Genomic DNA, 15,607 nt, shown 5'->3' with positions numbered 1-15,607 from the left:
CGCATGGAGACTTGCCAGGGCATGGGACGAGAGTAAGCGCTAAAGCGCTAACTCTCGTCGACAGGAGACAATGATGACGGTACAGGCATTCCTGAACGCACGCGACTTTCTGCTGCGCCACCGCACCGACTACGACACCGCGTACCGCGAGTTCGAGTGGCCGGTGCTCGACGCATTCAACTGGGCGCTCGACTACTTCGACCCGATGGCGCGCGGCAACGACCAGCCCGCGCTATGGATCGTCGATGCGGCGACCGGTACGGGCGATCCGTATTCGTTCGCGCAGATGTCCGAGCGTTCGTCGCGGATCGCGAACTGGCTGCGCTCGATCGGCGTCGGGCGCGGCGACCGGATCCTGCTGATGCTGCCGAACCGTGTCGAACTGTGGGACGCGATGCTCGCCGCGATGAAGCTCGGCGCGATCGTGCTGCCTGCCACCACGCAACTGTCGCCCGACGACGTACGTGACCGCGTGCAGATCGGCGGCGCGAAATACGCGATCGTCGACGAGAACGAAACCGCCAAGTTCGAGCAGCCGGATCTCGGCCTCGCGCGGAAGATCGTCGCCGGCGCGCCGCGCGCGGGCTGGCTCGCGATGAACGACGGCTATGCGGCGAGCGCCGTATTCGAGCCGGACGCCATCACGCACGCGAACGATCCGATGCTGCTGTACTTCACGTCGGGCACGACGTCGAAGCCGAAGCTCGTCGAGCACACGCACCGCACCTATCCGGTCGGCCATCTGTCGACGATGTACTGGGTCGGCCTGCAACCGGGCGACATCCACTGGAACATCAGCTCGCCGGGCTGGGCGAAGCACGCGTGGAGCTGTTTCTTCGCGCCGTGGAATGCGCAGGCATGCGTGTTCGCGTTCAACTACGCGCGCTTCGAGCCGAAGGTGGTGCTCGATGCGCTCGTCAAATACCAGGTGACGACGCTGTGCGCGCCGCCGACCGTGTGGCGCATGCTCGTGCAGCAGCCGCTCGCGTCGTTCGACGTGAAGCTGCGCGAGATCGTCGGCGCGGGCGAGCCGCTGAATCCGGAGATCATCGAGCGCGTGAAGAAGGCGTGGGGCATCGCGATCCGCGACGGCTACGGCCAGACCGAAACGACCTGCCTGATCGGCAACTCGCCGGGCCAGCCGGTCGTCGCGGGTTCGATGGGGCGGCCGCTGCCCGGCTACCGCATTGCGCTGCTCGACCCCGACGGCGCGCCCGTGACCGAAGGCGAGGTCGCGCTGCCGATCGGCGCCGGCGTCACGCGCCCGGTCGGGCTGATGAAAGGCTATGCGAACAACCCCGACGCGACGGCCTACGCGATGCGCGACGGCCACTACCGCACGTCGGACATCGCGATGCGCCGCGACGACGGTTACTACGTGTACATCGGCCGCGCGGACGACGTGTTCAAGTCGTCCGACTACCGGCTGAGCCCGTTCGAACTCGAAAGCGTGCTGATCGAGCATCCGGCCATCGCCGAGGCAGCCGTCGTGCCGAGCCCCGACCCCGTGCGGCTGTCGGTGCCGAAGACCTTCATCACGCTGCGCCAGGGTTACGAGGAAAGCCCCGCACTCGCGCTGGAAATCTTCCGTTTCTCGCGCGAGAAGCTCGCGCCGTACAAGCGCATTCGCCGCCTGCAGTTCGCGGAGCTGCCGAAGACGATCTCGGGGAAGATCCGCCGCGTCGAATTGCGCCGCCGCGAGATCGAGCGTGGCGACGATGCAAGTGAACGGATGCCCGGCGAATTCTGGGAAGAAGATTTCGCCGCCGAATTGAAGTGACGTGACCGCGGGCCGCGCGCGCCGCCACTCGCGGCCGCCGCCCGCAGCCGAATTGAACCGGCCGCGCGGCGATATCGCGCTTCGCGGCCCTCTGCCAGGAGAAAAGATCGATGAACGCGAATTCGAAAGACGTGCCGACGGTCAAGCTGCTGATCGACGGCGCCTTCGTCGAGTCCGCCACGAACGAGTGGCGCGACATCGTCAACCCGGCGACGCAGCAGGTGCTCGCACGCGTGCCGTTCGCGACCGTCGCGGAAGTCGACGCAGCCGTGCAGGCCGCGCACACCGCCTTCGCGACGTGGAAGAACACGCCGATCGCCGCGCGCATGCGCATCATGCTGAAGTTCCAGGATCTCGTGCGCACGAACCAGCAGCGCATCGCGAAGACGCTGACGGCCGAGCAGGGCAAGACGATTCCCGATGCCGAAGGTGACATTTTCCGCGGCCTCGAAGTGGTCGAGCATGCGTGCTCGATCGGTTCGCTGCAGCTCGGCGAATTCGCGGAGAACGTCGCGGGCGGGGTGGATACCTACACGCTGCGCCAGCCGCTCGGCGTGTGCGCGGGCATCACGCCGTTCAACTTCCCCGCGATGATTCCGCTATGGATGTTCCCGATGGCGATCGTCTGCGGCAATACGTTCGTGCTGAAGCCGTCGGAACAGGATCCGCTGTCGACGATGCAGCTCGTCGAGCTCGCGATCGAGGCCGGCGTACCGAAAGGGGTACTGAACGTCGTGCATGGCGGCAAGGAAGTGGTCGACGCGATCTGCACCCATCCGCTCGTGAAGGCCATCTCGTTCGTCGGTTCGACGGCGGTCGGCACGCACGTGTACAACCTCGGCAGCGCGCACGGCAAGCGCGTGCAGTCGATGATGGGCGCGAAGAACCACGCGGTCGTGCTGCCCGATGCGAACCGCGAGCAGGCGATCAACGCGCTCGTCGGCGCGGGCTTCGGCGCGGCCGGCCAGCGCTGCATGGCGACGTCGGTCGCGGTGCTCGTCGGCAACGCGCGCGACTGGCTGCCGGACATCGTCGCGAAGGCGAAGGCGCTGAAGGTCAATGCGGGCGCGGAAGCCGGCACGGACGTCGGGCCGGTCGTGTCGAAGGCCGCGAAGGAACGCATCCTGTCGCTGATCGACGCGGGCGTGAAGGAAGGCGCGAAGCTCGAACTCGACGGCCGCGACGTGAAGGTGGCCGGCTACGAGCAGGGCAATTTCGTCGGCCCGACGATCTTCTCGGGCGTGAAGACGAACATGTCGGTCTACACGCATGAAATCTTCGGCCCCGTGCTGGTCGTGATGGAAGCCGACACGCTCGACGACGCGATCGCGCTCGTCAACGCGAACCCGTTCGGCAATGGCGTCGGCCTGTTCACGCAGAGCGGCGCGGCCGCGCGCAAGTTCCAGAGCGAGATCGACGTCGGCCAGGTCGGCATCAACATCCCGATTCCGGTGCCGGTGCCGTTCTTCAGCTTCACGGGTTCGCGCGGCTCGAAGCTCGGCGATCTCGGCCCGTACGGCAAGCAGGTCGTGCAGTTCTACACGCAGACCAAGACGGTCACCGCGCGCTGGTTCGACGACGACACGACGGCCGGCCCGGTGAACACCACGATCCGGCTGCACTGAGCGGCGGAGGAACCCAACATGAAAATCGGATTTATCGGCCTCGGCCACATGGGCGCGCCGATGGCGCTGAACCTGCTGAAAGCCGGCCATGAAGTGCACGCGTTCGACCTGAGCGCCGATGCATTGCGCGCACTGCAGGATGCCGGCGCGCAGGTGGCCGCGTCGCCGCGCGATGCGGCCTCGGGCGCGACGTTCGTCATCACGATGCTGCCGGCCGCACCGCACGTGCGCTCGGTGCTCACCGGCGAGAACGGCGTGCTCGCCGGCCTCGGCGCGGGCGCGACCGTGATCGATTCGAGCACGATCGACCCGGCGAGCGCGCAGGCGTTCGGCGCGCTGGTGCGCGAGCACGGCGGCGCGTTCGTCGATGCGCCGGTGTCGGGCGGCACCGGCGGTGCGGCGGCCGGTACGCTGACCTTCATGGTCGGCGGCAGCGATGCGGATTTCGAGCGCGTGAAGCCGGTGCTCGCGGGCATGGGCAAGAACATCGTCCACTGCGGTGCGACGGGGATGGGGCAGGTCGCAAAGGTCTGCAACAACCTCGTGCTCGGCATCTCGATGGCGGCGGTGTCGGAGGCGATGTCGCTCGGCGTCGCGCTCGGCATCGATCCGAAGGTGCTGGCCGGCATCGTCAACACGTCGACGGGCCGCTGCTGGAGCTCGGACACCTACAACCCGTATCCGGGCGTGATCGACACCGCGCCGTCGTCGCGCGGCTACTCGGGCGGCTTCGGCACCGACCTGATGCTGAAGGATCTCGGCCTCGCGAACGATGCCGCGAAGCAGGCACGCCAGCCCGTCTATCTCGGCGCGCTCGCGCAGCAGCTGTACCAGACGATGAGCAGCCGCGGCGACGGCCAGCTCGATTTCTCGGCGGTGATCCGCCTGTACCAACCGGCCATGAAGAAGGACGCGTGATGATCGAACTGGACTACGTCGACGACGGCGCGATCGCGTGCGCGACGCTCAAGCGTCCGCCTGCGAACGCTTTTACCGCCGACGGGCTGCGGCAACTGCAGGAAACCGTCGCCGAACTGAATGCGAACCCGCGCGTGCGCGCGCTGGTGATCACCGGCGACGGCCCGAAGTTCTTCAGCGCGGGTGCCGACCTCAACACGTTCGCCGAAGGCGATCGCGCTATCGCGCGTGCGATGGCGTCGCGCTTCGGCGCGGCGTTCGAGGCGCTGCACGACGCGCGCGTCGTGACGATCGCGGCGATCAACGGCTATGCGATGGGCGGCGGGCTCGAATGCGCGCTCGCGTGCGACCTGCGGATCGCGGAGACGCATGCGCAGATGGCGCTGCCCGAGCCGTCGGTCGGCCTGCTGCCGTGCGGCCTCGGCACGCAGACGCTGCCCTGGCTCGTCGGAGAAGGCTGGGCGAAGAAGATCATCCTGACCGGCGCGCGTGTCGATGCGGCCACGGCGCTCAGGATCGGCCTCGTCGAGGACGTCGTGGAGTCGGGCGCGTCGCGCGATGCGGCGCTCGCGCTCGCGCGCAACGTCGCGCGGCAGAGCCCGCATGCGGTTGCGTACAGCAAGGAGCTGATCGGCCTCGCGCGGCGAGGCGTGCCGCGCAGCGCGGCGCTCGCGGTCGAGCGCGAACGCTTCGTCGACCTGTTCGAGACGAACGATCCGCGCGAAGGCGTTGCCGCGTTCCTCGGCAAGCGCGCACCGCAGTGGCACAACGATGGAGAGCCGCAACGATGAGTACGCCGGTGACGAATCACGACGCGTTCGCGGAGCATGCACCGGAGGTGCTGTTCCGCGTGGTGAACCGCGTGGCGCTGATCACGCTGAACCGGCCGGCCGCGCTCAATGCGCTGTCGTATCCGATGATCGGCGAGCTGGCCGCGCTCCTCGAGCGCTGCCGTGACGACGACCAGATCGTCGCGGTCGTGCTGCGCGGCGCCGGCGAGAAGGGCTTCTGCGCGGGCGGCGACGTGCGCGCGCTGTACAGGATGGTCGCGCAGCGCGAGACCTGGCTGCCGTTCTTCGTCGACGAATACCGGCTCGACTACGCGATCCATACGTTCCCGAAGCCGGTGGTCGCGCTGATGGACGGCGTGACGATGGGCGGCGGCATGGGCCTCGCGCAGGGCGCGGCGCTGCGTGTCGCGACCGAGCGCAGCAAGATCGCGATGCCGGAGACGCGCATCGGCCTCGTGCCCGACGTCGGCGCGACGCATTTCCTGTCGCGCATGCCGGCCGAACTCGAGCTGTACGTCGGGCTGACCGGCGCGATGCTGTCGGGCGCCGATGCGCTCACGGCGAAGCTCGCGGATCTCTGCGTGCCGTCCGCCTGGCTCGACACATTCGAGACGCGGATCGAAAGCGTCAAGTGGGAAGGCGATGCGCTGCCGTTGTTGCGCAAGGTGTTCGAGCCGCCGTGCAACGTCGTGCCGCATGCGGCGCTCGACAGCCAGATGCCGTGGATCGTGCGTCACTTCGACAAGCGCTCGACCGTCGAGCGGATCGTCGCGACGCTGACGCAGGATCTTGCGCGCGAGGAGCTGTCGCGCGAGCACCGTCAATGGCTGCAGGCGACGCTCGATGCGCTCACCGGCCATTCGCCGACGATGCTGTGCGTGACGCGCGAAGCGCTGCTGCGTGGCCGCCAGATGACGCTGGCCGAATCGTTCCGGATGGAGCTCGGCATCGTCGCGCGGGCGATCGAGGAAGGCGACTTCTGCGAGGGCGTGCGTGCGCATCTCGTCGACAAGGATCGCAAGCCGCGCTGGGCGCCCGCGTCGCTCGTCGAGCTGCGCGCCGAACGCGTGCGGCATTTCCTCACGTCGCCGTGGAAGCTGTTCGCGCATCCGCTGGCCGATCTCGGCGCGGCGTGATACCCCGACGCGCCGCACGGCGCGTCGGCTTCAACCCGTTTCAGCGCGCTGCGTCCGCGCGCTCGATCATCGGCGGCACCGCCTGCGCGAGCGCGTCGATCACACAGCGCGTCTTGCGCGGCAGGTAGCGCGTCTTCGGCCAGATCGCGTGGATGTCGCCTTCGCAGACGAAGCAGCGATCCAGCACGACCACCATCTCGCCGCGCTTCACGTACTGGTCGAGCAGCCAGCTCGGCACCCACGCAATTCCGAACCCCGACGCACCGGCCGCCGCGATCGCCTGCACGTCGTCGAAACTGAGCTGGTGCGGCATGTCGACCCGCACCGTCGAGCCGTCCAGCGCGCGCAAGTCCCACGGTTGAATCACGCCCGAGCGTGAATACGCGATCGTCCGGTGGCCTTTCAGGTCGTCGAGCGTCTTCGGCATCCCGTAGCGGGCGAGATACGACGGCGCCGCGCCGAGGCTGCCGTATTGCGTGCCGAGCCGCCGCACCGCGAGGCTCGTGCTGTCCGCGAGCGTGCCGATCCGCACTGCGAGGTCGATGCCTTCCTCGACGAGATCGACGAAACGGTCGGTGATCGACACGTCGATCCGCAAATGCGGATACGTGCGCGCGAGATCGAGCACGATGGGCGTCACGCAGTGGTGCCCGAACGCGAGCGGCACGCTCAGGCGCAGCTTGCCGCGCGGCTCGTTGCGGCCGCAGTCGAGGTCGGCTTCCGCCGCTTCCAGTTCCGCGAGCGCGCGCACGCAGCGGTCGTAGTACGCCTGGCCGTCGTCGGTCAGGCTCTGGCTGCGTGTCGTGCGCTGCAGCAGCCGCGCGCCGAGTCGCTTCTCGAGCCGTGCGACGGCCTTGCCGACCGCCGAGCGCGTCATGTCCAGCCGTTCCGCGGCGAGCGCGAAGCTGCCCGATTCCACTACCTGGACGAAGGTCGTCACGCCGTCAAGTCTGTCGGTCATGGGGGAAATTGAGTCCTGCAGTTCCCCAGTCTGGAGAAATGCGTGCGTCAATGGGGATGAGAATTCTCACTATAGTACCGATTCCCGTCCTGCGTGCGTGACTGGCCGCACGCGGCGAATCTTTCTCACCTGGAGGCGCGCGGCCCGTTGCCGGGCCGCGGCGCAATACGCATGACGCAATCCGACTCCCGCAGGAATGCGGTCGCACTCGCGGCCGTCTGTCTCACGTCGCTGATGTTCGGCCTCGAAATCTCGAGCGTGCCGGTGATCCTGCCGACGCTCGAACACGTGCTGCATGGCGATTTCAACGGCATGCAGTGGATCATGAATGCGTACACGATCGCGTGCACGACCGTGCTGATGGCAGCCGGCACGCTCGCCGACCGGTTCGGCCGCAAGCGCGTGTACGTGATCGGCACCGTGCTGTTCGGTTTGACGTCACTGCTGTGCGGGCTCGCGCCGAACGTGCCGGTGCTCGTCGCGGGCCGGCTGCTGCAGGGCGCCAGCGGCGGCGCGATGCTGATCTGCCAGATTGCGGTGCTGTCGCATCAGTTCCGCGAGGGCCGCGAGCGTGGGCGCGCGTTCGGGATCTGGGGGATCGTGTTCGGCATCGGCCTCGGGTTCGGGCCGATCGTCGGCGGCGCGATCGTCGCGCTGGCGAGCTGGCCGTGGGTGTTCCTCGTCCATGCGCCGCTCGCGGCCATTGCGCTCGTGCTGATCGGCGGCGCGGTGCAGGAGTCGCGCGATCCGCACGCGGGCAGGCTCGACGTCGCGGGCATCGTCACGCTGTCGCTCGCGGTGCTCGGCCTGGCGTTCTATATCACGCAAAGCGCGGCGCTCGGGCTGACCAGCGCGGCCGGCCTCGGCGTGCTCGGCGCGACCGTGCTGGCGCTGGCCGGCTTCTTCATCGCGGAACGCGCCAGTGCGCGGCCGATGTTCGATTTCTCGGTGTTCCGGATTCGCGCGTTCACCGGCGCGATCTTCGGTTCGATGGGGATGAACTTCAGCTTCTGGCCGTTCATGATCTACCTGCCGATCTGGTTCCAGGTCGCGCTCGGCTACGACAGCGTGACGGCCGGCCTCGCGTTGCTCGCGTACACGTTGCCGACGCTGGTCGCGCCGCCGTTCGGCGAACGACTCGCGCTGCGCTACGGGCCGGGTGTCGTGATCCCGGGCGGCCTGTTCACGATCGCCGCGGGGTTCGCGTTGATGCGGATCGGCAGCGCGGCCGACCATGCAAGCTGGATCACGATGCTGCCCGGCTGCGTGATCGCCGGCATCGGGCTCGGGCTCACGAACACGCCCGTGACCAACACGACGACGGGCGCGGTGCCGAGTTCGCGGGCCGGGATGGCGTCGGGCATCGACATGAGCGCGCGGATGATCTCGCTCGCGCTGAACATCGCGGCGATGGGCTTCGTGCTGGTCGCGGGGATCGTCGCGAACCTGAAGGCCGGTGTCGCGGGCACGATCGGCGACGCTGCGCTGCGCCGGCTCGCGCAGGAGATTGCGTCCGGCCGGACCGACGGGCTGCACGAGATCGCACCGGCGCTCGCGCAGGCCGACCCGACCGGCGCGGCGCTGCACGCGGCGCTCGTGCACGGGTTCGGCTGGGTGATGGTGTATGGCGCGGCGGGCGTGGCACTGCTCGCGACGGCGAGCGCGGTGGCGTTCGCACCGGCGCGGCGTGGGGCGCCCGTGTGTGAATGACGCCGCGAGTGATCGGCGCGGCCGGCGCGGTGCACGCGCCGGTCAGGACATCCCGCCGCCGAGCGCGCGGTACAGCGTCATCTGGTTGTTGAGCCGGTTCAGGCGCGTCAGCTCGTCCGCGCTTTGCGCGTCGCGCAGCCGCTGCTGCTGGTCGAGCCACGGCTGCACGGCGGTCGCGCCGGCCGCGAAGCGCGCGGCGGCCAGCTGTTCGGCGCGCTGCGCTTGGGCCAGCGACAGCGCGCGCTGCTCGGCTTCGCGTTCGAGCTGCACGCGCGCCGACAGCGCATTCTCGACTTCCGCGAGCGCCGTGTAGAGCTTCTGGCGGAACCCGACCACGGCTTCCTCGTACTGCGATTTCGACACCTTGATCTGCAACTGCATCGTGTTCCACTGGATGAACGGCAGCGCGAGGCCGAGCCCGAGCGTGCCGACCGGATTCATCAGCACGCGCTCGAGGCTCGTGCTCGACGTGCCGGCCTGGCCGGTCAGCGTGAAGGTCGGATAGAAGCTCGTGCGCGTCGCATCGACTTGCGCGAGCGACTCGCGCAGCCGGAATTCCGCCGCGCGCAGGTCGGGGCGCCGGCCGAGCAGGCTCGCGGGCAGGCCGGCCGCGACTTCCGGCGGCGCCGCGACGGGTAGCGCCGACGGTTCCGCTGCGAGTTGCTGCGGCGGCCGGTCGAACAGGATCGCGAGCGCGTGGCGATTCTCGGTGCGCTGCTGGATCAGTTGCGTCTGTGCGGCGCGTTGCGCGGCGAGGCTCTGTTCGGCCTGCGCAAGGTCGAGCCCCGACACGGCGCCGGCCGTATGCCGCGACCGGACGACCGCGAGCGTGCGGACCGCATATGCGATGTTCGCGTCACCGAGCGCGATCTGCCGGTTCAGATAACCGATCTGCCAGTACAGCGACGCCGTCGTGCCGATCAGCGACAGCCTTGCGGCTTCGAGATCGGCGGCCGTCGCGTCGGCTTCCCAGCGCGCGGCGTCGCGCAGCGCGGCCAGGCGGCCCCACAGGTCGATTTCATAGCTGAGCGAACCGGTCACGCCGCTCGTCCGGCTCATCTGGTGCGTATCGAGCGTGCGCGACACAGTGCCGTTCGCGCCCAGTGACACGGTGGGCGTCAGGTTCGTATCCGCGAGCCCGGCCTGCAGCTGCGCGCGGTACACGCGGATCGCCGCGATCGCGAGGTCGTTGTTGGCACGCAGTGCGTCGTCGATCAGCGCATCGAGTTGCGGATCGCCGAAGCTGCGCCACCAGTCGCGCGTCGTGGCCGGTGCATCGGCGGAAACCGGTGCTTCCCAGTTCGCGGGCATCGCGACGGCGGGCAGCGGTTCGTGGCGCGCGCCGGCGCAGCCGGCGAGCAGCGCGGCCGCGCACGCGAATGCGCCGAGGCGGTGAAGCGGTGAGGAATGCGTCATGGCGGGCCTTGCGTCAGTCGCGCGCGAGCGCATCGATCGGATCGAGCCGCGATGCATTGCGCGCGGGCATGAAGCCGAAAATCACACCGGTGAGCGTCGAGCAGACGAACGCGGTCACGATCGCGCCGGCCGAGAACACCATCTTCCATTGCGCGACGAACATCGAGAACAGCGCACCGAGCCCGAACGACAGCGCGATGCCGATCGTGCCGCCGAGCAGGCAGACGAGCACGGCCTCGACGAGAAACTGCTGCAGGATGTCTGACTGGCGCGCGCCGACCGCCATCCGGATGCCGATTTCGCGGGTGCGCTCGGTGACCGACACCAGCATGATGTTCATCACGCCGATCCCGCCGACGACGAGCGAGATCACCGCGATCAGCGACAGCAGCAAGGTGAGCGACTGGCCGGTCTTCTCGACGGTCTTCACCACGCTGTCCATGTTGTACGTGAAGAAGTCCTTGCGGCCGTGGCGCTGCGTCATCAGCTTTTCGAGGCTTTTCTCGGCGGCGGCGCTCGGCTGCCCGTCGCGCACGCGCACGGTGATGCTGTCGAGATGGCGCTGCCCGAACAGGCGCCCGCTCGCGGTGGTGTACGGCACCCACACGTTCAGGCTCTTCACGCTGCCGAACGCGCTCTTCTTGTCGGCGGTCACGCCGATCACGACGCACGGCACGTTGTCCACCAGGATCACTTCGCCGATCGGGTTGCGCGTCGCGCCGAACAGCTTGCGGCGCGTGTTCTGGTCGATCACTGCCACCTGCACCTGGCGGCGCACCGCGTCCTCGTCGAATGCGACACCCTGCGCGAAGCGCATCCCGCGGGCCTGGAAGAAGCGGTCGCCGACGCCGCTCACGAGCGCGTTCACGTCGACGTTGCGGTAGCGCAGCAGCAGCGTGCGCGACGTTTCGGGCGTCGCGCTGTCGACGTACGGCTGTTCGGCGAGCGCGGCGACGTCGGCGGGCACGAGCGTCTGGATCGCGTCGGCGCGGCTGTCGCCCCAGTCGGTGCCCGGATAGAGGTTGATCGTGTTCGTGCCGATGCTGCCGATCTCGTCGAGCATGTAGCGCTTCGCGCCTTCGCCGATCGCGACGATCGACACGACCGACGTGATGCCGATGATGATGCCGAGCATCGTCAGCAGCGTGCGCAGCCGGTGCGACACGAGCGCGATCCACGCCATCCGGCACGCCTCGGCGAAGCGGCCGGAGCCGGCCGCGAAGCGTCGCGTGCGGGTGCCGGTATCGGTATCGGGATGCGCATCGGTGTCGACCGGTGCGGGCGGCGATGGCGTGTCGTGGCGATCGTCGGCGGGTAGCGCGCCGGCTTCCGCTTCGATCGACTCCGCCGCTTCTGCTGCGCCCACGCTCACTTCCGCGAGGGCTTCCGCATAGTGCCGATTCGGCCGGTCGGCAACGATCTCGCCGTCGCTGATCTCGATGATGCGCTTCGCATGGCGCGCGACGGCCTGGTCGTGCGTGACGATGACGATCGTATGGCCGAGCGCGTTCAGCTCGTGCAGGATGCGGATCACGTCCTGGCCGCTTTTCGTGTCGAGCGCGCCCGTCGGTTCGTCGGCGAGGATCACCTGGCCGCCGTTCATCAGCGCACGCGCGATGCTCACACGCTGCTGCTGGCCGCCGGAAAGCTGCCCGGGGCGATGGTGCGCCCGATCCGCGAGCCCGAGGCGCGCGAGCAGTTCGCGTGCGCGTGCGTGCCGCTCGGCGCGCGGCGTGCCGGCGTAGATCGCGGGCATTTCGAGGTTCGCGACCGCGTCGACGTGCGGCAGCAGGTGATAGCGCTGGAACACGAAGCCGAAATGTTCGCGGCGCAGTTGCGCGAGCTCGTCGCTGTCGAGCATGTGCGTGTCGCGGCCGCCGACCGTGTAGGTGCCTTCGCTCGGGTGGTCGAGGCAGCCGAGGATGTTCATCAGCGTCGACTTGCCGGAGCCCGACGCGCCGACGATCGCGACGATCTCGCCCGCGTGGATCGACAGGTTGACGTTGCTCAGGACAACGACATCCTTGTCGCCGGCCGGAAAGCGTCGCGTAACGGCAGCGAGTTTCAGCAGGGGCTGGCTCATCGTCACACCACGTCCGCGAGCGGCGCGTGGTCGTCACCGGCTGCGTCGCCGATCACGACGCGTTCGCCGTCCTTCAGGCCGGCCAGCACTTCGACGCGCACGTTGTTGTTGATGCCGATGCGGACGTTGCGCGTTTCCGTGCTGCCGTCGGCGCGCAGCACGCGCACCGCGTAGGTGCCGTCCTTGCGTTTTTCGCCGAGCGCGGCGGCCGGAATGCTGAGCGCGTTGCGTGCGTTGCTGAGCACGATGCTGACTTGCGCGGTCATCGAAATGCGCAGCCGATGCTCGGGATTCGGGACTTCGAACAGCGCGTTGTAGAACACGGCCGAGTTCGGCTTCGAGCCGCCGCCGAGCGGGCTCTGCGCTTCGGCATAGTTCTGCGGCGCCGGCTCGATCGCGCGCAGCTTGCCGTAGTGACGCTTGTCCGGTTCGCCGAGGATCGTGAAATACGCGGGCTGGCCGGCGCGCACGCGGATCACGTCGGCTTCCGACACCTGCGCCTTCACGGTCATCGTGTCGAGATCGGCGAGCTTCAGGATCACCGGCGCCTGCTGTTGCGCGATCACGGTCTGGCCTTCCTGCGTGACGACCGCGACGACCTCGCCGTCGATCGGCGCGACGATGCGCGTGTAGCCGAGGTTGGCCTGCGCGGTTTCGATCTGGATGCGGGCCGAGCGGATCTGCGCGGCGAGCGACGCGAGGGTCGCGCGCTGCACGTCGAGCGTCGCACGCGCGGCCTCGAACGATTCGCGCGAGGTCGCATCGTCGGGCAGCATCGCCTGCTGGCGCTTGAATGCGAGCTCGGCCTGCGTGAGTTGCGCGGCGGTCGATTGCTGCTGCGCGCGCAGGCTTTCTTCGCTGGCGCGCGCCTGGCGCAGTGCGTTTTCCGAAATCACGGGATCGATCTCGGCGAGCCACTGGCCCTTCGTGACCTTGTCGCCGAGCCTGACCTTCAACGATTTCAGCTGCCCGGACACCTGCGCGCCGACGTCGACCTGCTTGAATGCCTGAAGCGCGCCGGTTGCCAGCACCGCGTTTTCGAGATCGCCGCGCGAGACGGGCGCGGACAGGTATTGCGGATGCTTGTCGGGCGCGCACGCCTTCAGCGTGACGCCGGCGGCGATCGCCACGATGGCAAGGGTAGCCAGCACGATGCGCCGGCGGCGATGGGTCTTCTGAGTCATGAGCGTGCGGCGAGGATCAGGCGGTGCCGGCGATGCGTGCGGCCGGGCGGGACGATCCGGTCGGCGTCGCATGTCGGGCAGGGTGCCCGCGACGGCATCCGCGTACGCATCGCGCGGGCGTGCCGAGTCGAATCAGCCGCTCATGGTAAGCGAGGACTTCACGCCAAACCGTGTGGAAATTGTGCTGAATTGTGCGAACGCCGCACGGCAACGGAGGCCGTGCGGCGTCATTGTTGCGGACCGTGACAACGGCAGGCGAAGGTTCGTGCGGGTGTCGCGGCGTGCGCTGACGTGCGTTAGCGCTGCGCGGCGACGAGCGCCATCATCGGCCGGTCGCGTTCTTCGTCGAGCGCGGGCAGCGCATCGACCTGCGCCTGCGTCGGCGCCCATTCGTTCAGGTGCGTGAGCGTGAAGCCGCTGCCGATCAGCAGGTTCACGAGCGTGCCGAGCGTACGGTGCTGCTTGACGACGCCCGGCGCGAGCCAGTCGGTCACGCGCTCGCCTTCGCGCTGGTAGCCGTCGAGCGGCCAGGAGCGGTTGCCCTGCGCATCGACGACGAAGCCGGGCCGGCGCGGCGCCGTATAAACGGGATGCTCGATCGAGAACACGAGCCGCCCGCCCGGCACGAGCGCGCGATGGATCGTTCGCAGCAGCGTGTCGAGTTGCGCGACGTAGTGGAAGGCGAGCGAACTGTACGCGAGATCGAACGCGGCATCCGGCAGCGTGAGCGTTTCGAGATCGGCGCGGCGGTACGCGATCGCCGGGTGCGCGGCGGTCGAGGCCGCGCGTTCGAGCATGCGCGCAGAGACATCGATGCCGAGCACGCTTGCCGCGCCCTGACCGGCCGCCCAGCGGCTGAACCAGCCGTAGCCGCAGCCGAGGTCGAGCACGTTGCGGCCGCGCAGCTCGGGCAGCAGCGCGCGCAGCGCGGGCCATTCGGGGGCGCCGTCGAGGCCGTGAATCGAGCGATTCAGGCGGCTGTAGCCTTCGAAGAAGGCCGGGTCGTCGTAGATATTCTGCGTCATGCGTTGGGCCTCGTGCGGGCTGCGCGCGCGGTGCCGCGTGCCCGATCCCGCGAGCTTACGCGCGCTGCCCGCGCGCGTCGATCCGGCGCTGCGTGTCGGCATCGACGATGTCGCGGATCGCGGTGAACAGCGGCGCGGCGTCGGTGTAGCGGCGGCCGTAGCCGAGATTGAACGCGTAGTCGAAATCGGGCGGGTTGCTGCCCTGGTTGTGCTGCAGGATCGTCTCGAGCTTGTCGAGCGCCTTCGCCGCGCGCGCTTCCGGCGTAGCCGCCGCCTCGTATTCATCCCACAGCGCGACGATTTCGTCGCGTTGCGCGGGGTCGAGCGGTGCGGTCAGCGTCAGCAGGTCGTCGCGTTCTTGCGCGCTTTTGTCGGGGTGCGTGGCCTGATCGATCGCGGGAATGTCGCCGTGCAGCGCCTCGCCGAGATCGTGGACGACGCACAGCTTCAGCAGCTTCAGCGTGTCGATGCCGGGCAGCGCGTCGGCGAACACGAGCGCCATCAGGCACAGCCGCCAGCTGTGCTCGGCCGTGCTTTCCGCGCGCCCGGACGACGTATGGCCGCTGCGCAGCACATCCTTCAGGCGTTCGGCTTCGCGCAGGAAAGCGAGCCGCGCGTGGATCGTATCGGGGGTCATGGTCGGCGTCCTTGCGATGAACTGCCTAGCGTAATGCGGATGGGCGCGGGTCGTCCACGCATGAAATATGCGTGGCGGTGGCGCTTGACCGCGCCGCTACTTCACGAAAAGTCCGGCCCAGCAGAACAGCGCGAAGAAGCCCGTTTGAACACCGACGATCAGGGTGAACAGCCAGGGGCTGCTGCGGCGCGCCACGCGCCGTCCGCCGGCGTTGGCCACACCCGAGCGAAGCGCGACCAGCACGGCCGCGCCCGTATAGAGAATGAACGCGACGATCACGAGTTCTCGCATGACAAGCGTCGACATGTGGCATGTCCCCTTGGCGTGCTGCCATTCACGTT

General features: G+C 68.6%; 13 protein-coding genes. 6 read left to right on the top strand and 7 right to left on the bottom strand.

Annotation, left to right across the window (positions count from 1 at the left end; translation table 11 throughout):
• Positions 1-73: 73 nt before the first annotated feature.
• The 5 genes from LXE91_RS21725 to LXE91_RS21705 all read left to right on the top strand — a co-directional run bounded on the left by LXE91_RS21725 (position 74) and on the right by LXE91_RS21705 (position 6,250).
• Positions 74-1,780 (top strand): AMP-binding protein, encoded by a 1,707-nt coding sequence (locus LXE91_RS21725; protein ID WP_039366422.1) that lies wholly within the window; start codon positions 74-76, stop codon positions 1,778-1,780.
• Between the two features lie 110 nt (positions 1,781-1,890).
• Positions 1,891-3,405 carry a CoA-acylating methylmalonate-semialdehyde dehydrogenase gene (locus LXE91_RS21720; protein WP_039366424.1) on the top strand — a complete coding sequence of 505 codons (1,515 nt, stop codon included), beginning with the start codon at positions 1,891-1,893 and terminating at the stop codon, positions 3,403-3,405.
• 18 nt (positions 3,406-3,423) lie between these two features.
• Entirely contained in the window at positions 3,424-4,323 is a 900-nt protein-coding gene (gene mmsB / locus LXE91_RS21715) for a 3-hydroxyisobutyrate dehydrogenase (RefSeq protein ID WP_039366427.1), read from the top strand.
• Positions 4,323-5,114, top strand: a complete 792-nt coding sequence (locus LXE91_RS21710; RefSeq protein WP_039366429.1) for an enoyl-CoA hydratase — start codon at positions 4,323-4,325, stop codon at positions 5,112-5,114. Before mmsB ends, LXE91_RS21710 begins: the two co-directional genes overlap by 1 nt.
• The gene (locus tag LXE91_RS21705; RefSeq protein WP_039366432.1) at positions 5,111-6,250 is read left to right on the top strand and encodes an enoyl-CoA hydratase/isomerase family protein; all 1,140 of its coding nucleotides are present in this window, start codon (positions 5,111-5,113) and stop codon (positions 6,248-6,250) included. Before LXE91_RS21710 ends, LXE91_RS21705 begins: the two co-directional genes overlap by 4 nt.
• Positions 6,251-6,290: 40 nt before the next feature.
• Here the strand turns inward: LXE91_RS21705 and LXE91_RS21700 are convergent, their stop codons facing one another.
• On the bottom strand, positions 6,291-7,211 hold the full coding sequence (locus tag LXE91_RS21700; RefSeq protein WP_039366435.1) for a LysR family transcriptional regulator: 921 nt from the start codon (positions 7,209-7,211) through the stop codon (positions 6,291-6,293).
• A gap of 171 nt (positions 7,212-7,382) precedes the next feature.
• Here LXE91_RS21700 and LXE91_RS21695 point away from each other — a divergent pair, with 171 nt between their 5' ends.
• On the top strand, positions 7,383-8,921 hold the full coding sequence (locus tag LXE91_RS21695; protein WP_039366438.1) for an MFS transporter: 1,539 nt from the start codon (positions 7,383-7,385) through the stop codon (positions 8,919-8,921).
• 42 nt (positions 8,922-8,963) lie between these two features.
• On the opposite strand, the gene LXE91_RS21690 is transcribed toward LXE91_RS21695, so the two are convergent.
• From LXE91_RS21690 to LXE91_RS21665, 6 genes are all read right to left on the bottom strand, one after another.
• Positions 8,964-10,337, bottom strand: a complete 1,374-nt coding sequence (locus LXE91_RS21690; RefSeq protein WP_039366440.1) for an efflux transporter outer membrane subunit — start codon at positions 10,335-10,337, stop codon at positions 8,964-8,966.
• Between the two features lie 13 nt (positions 10,338-10,350).
• Positions 10,351-12,420: a MacB family efflux pump subunit gene (locus tag LXE91_RS21685; RefSeq protein ID WP_039366445.1), complete on the bottom strand. Its 2,070-nt coding sequence runs from the start codon at positions 12,418-12,420 to the stop codon at positions 10,351-10,353.
• A gap of 2 nt (positions 12,421-12,422) precedes the next feature.
• Positions 12,423-13,604 carry a macrolide transporter subunit MacA gene (gene macA / locus LXE91_RS21680; RefSeq protein ID WP_039366448.1) on the bottom strand — a complete coding sequence of 394 codons (1,182 nt, stop codon included), beginning with the start codon at positions 13,602-13,604 and terminating at the stop codon, positions 12,423-12,425.
• A gap of 296 nt (positions 13,605-13,900) precedes the next feature.
• Positions 13,901-14,629, bottom strand: a complete 729-nt coding sequence (locus LXE91_RS21675; RefSeq protein WP_039366577.1) for a class I SAM-dependent methyltransferase — start codon at positions 14,627-14,629, stop codon at positions 13,901-13,903.
• A 55-nt stretch (positions 14,630-14,684) separates the two neighbouring features.
• Positions 14,685-15,266 (bottom strand): HD domain-containing protein, encoded by a 582-nt coding sequence (locus LXE91_RS21670; RefSeq protein ID WP_039366451.1) that lies wholly within the window; start codon positions 15,264-15,266, stop codon positions 14,685-14,687.
• Positions 15,267-15,362: 96 nt separating this feature from the next.
• Positions 15,363-15,572, bottom strand: a complete 210-nt coding sequence (locus LXE91_RS21665) for a hypothetical protein (protein ID WP_039366455.1) — start codon at positions 15,570-15,572, stop codon at positions 15,363-15,365.
• Positions 15,573-15,607: the final 35 nt, after the last annotated feature.

The sequence above is a fragment of the Burkholderia contaminans genome, from assembly GCF_029633825.1.
In the GTDB taxonomy this organism is placed as follows: Bacteria; Pseudomonadota; Gammaproteobacteria; order Burkholderiales; family Burkholderiaceae; genus Burkholderia; species Burkholderia contaminans.
This window is presented reverse-complemented; position numbering and strand designations above follow the sequence as displayed.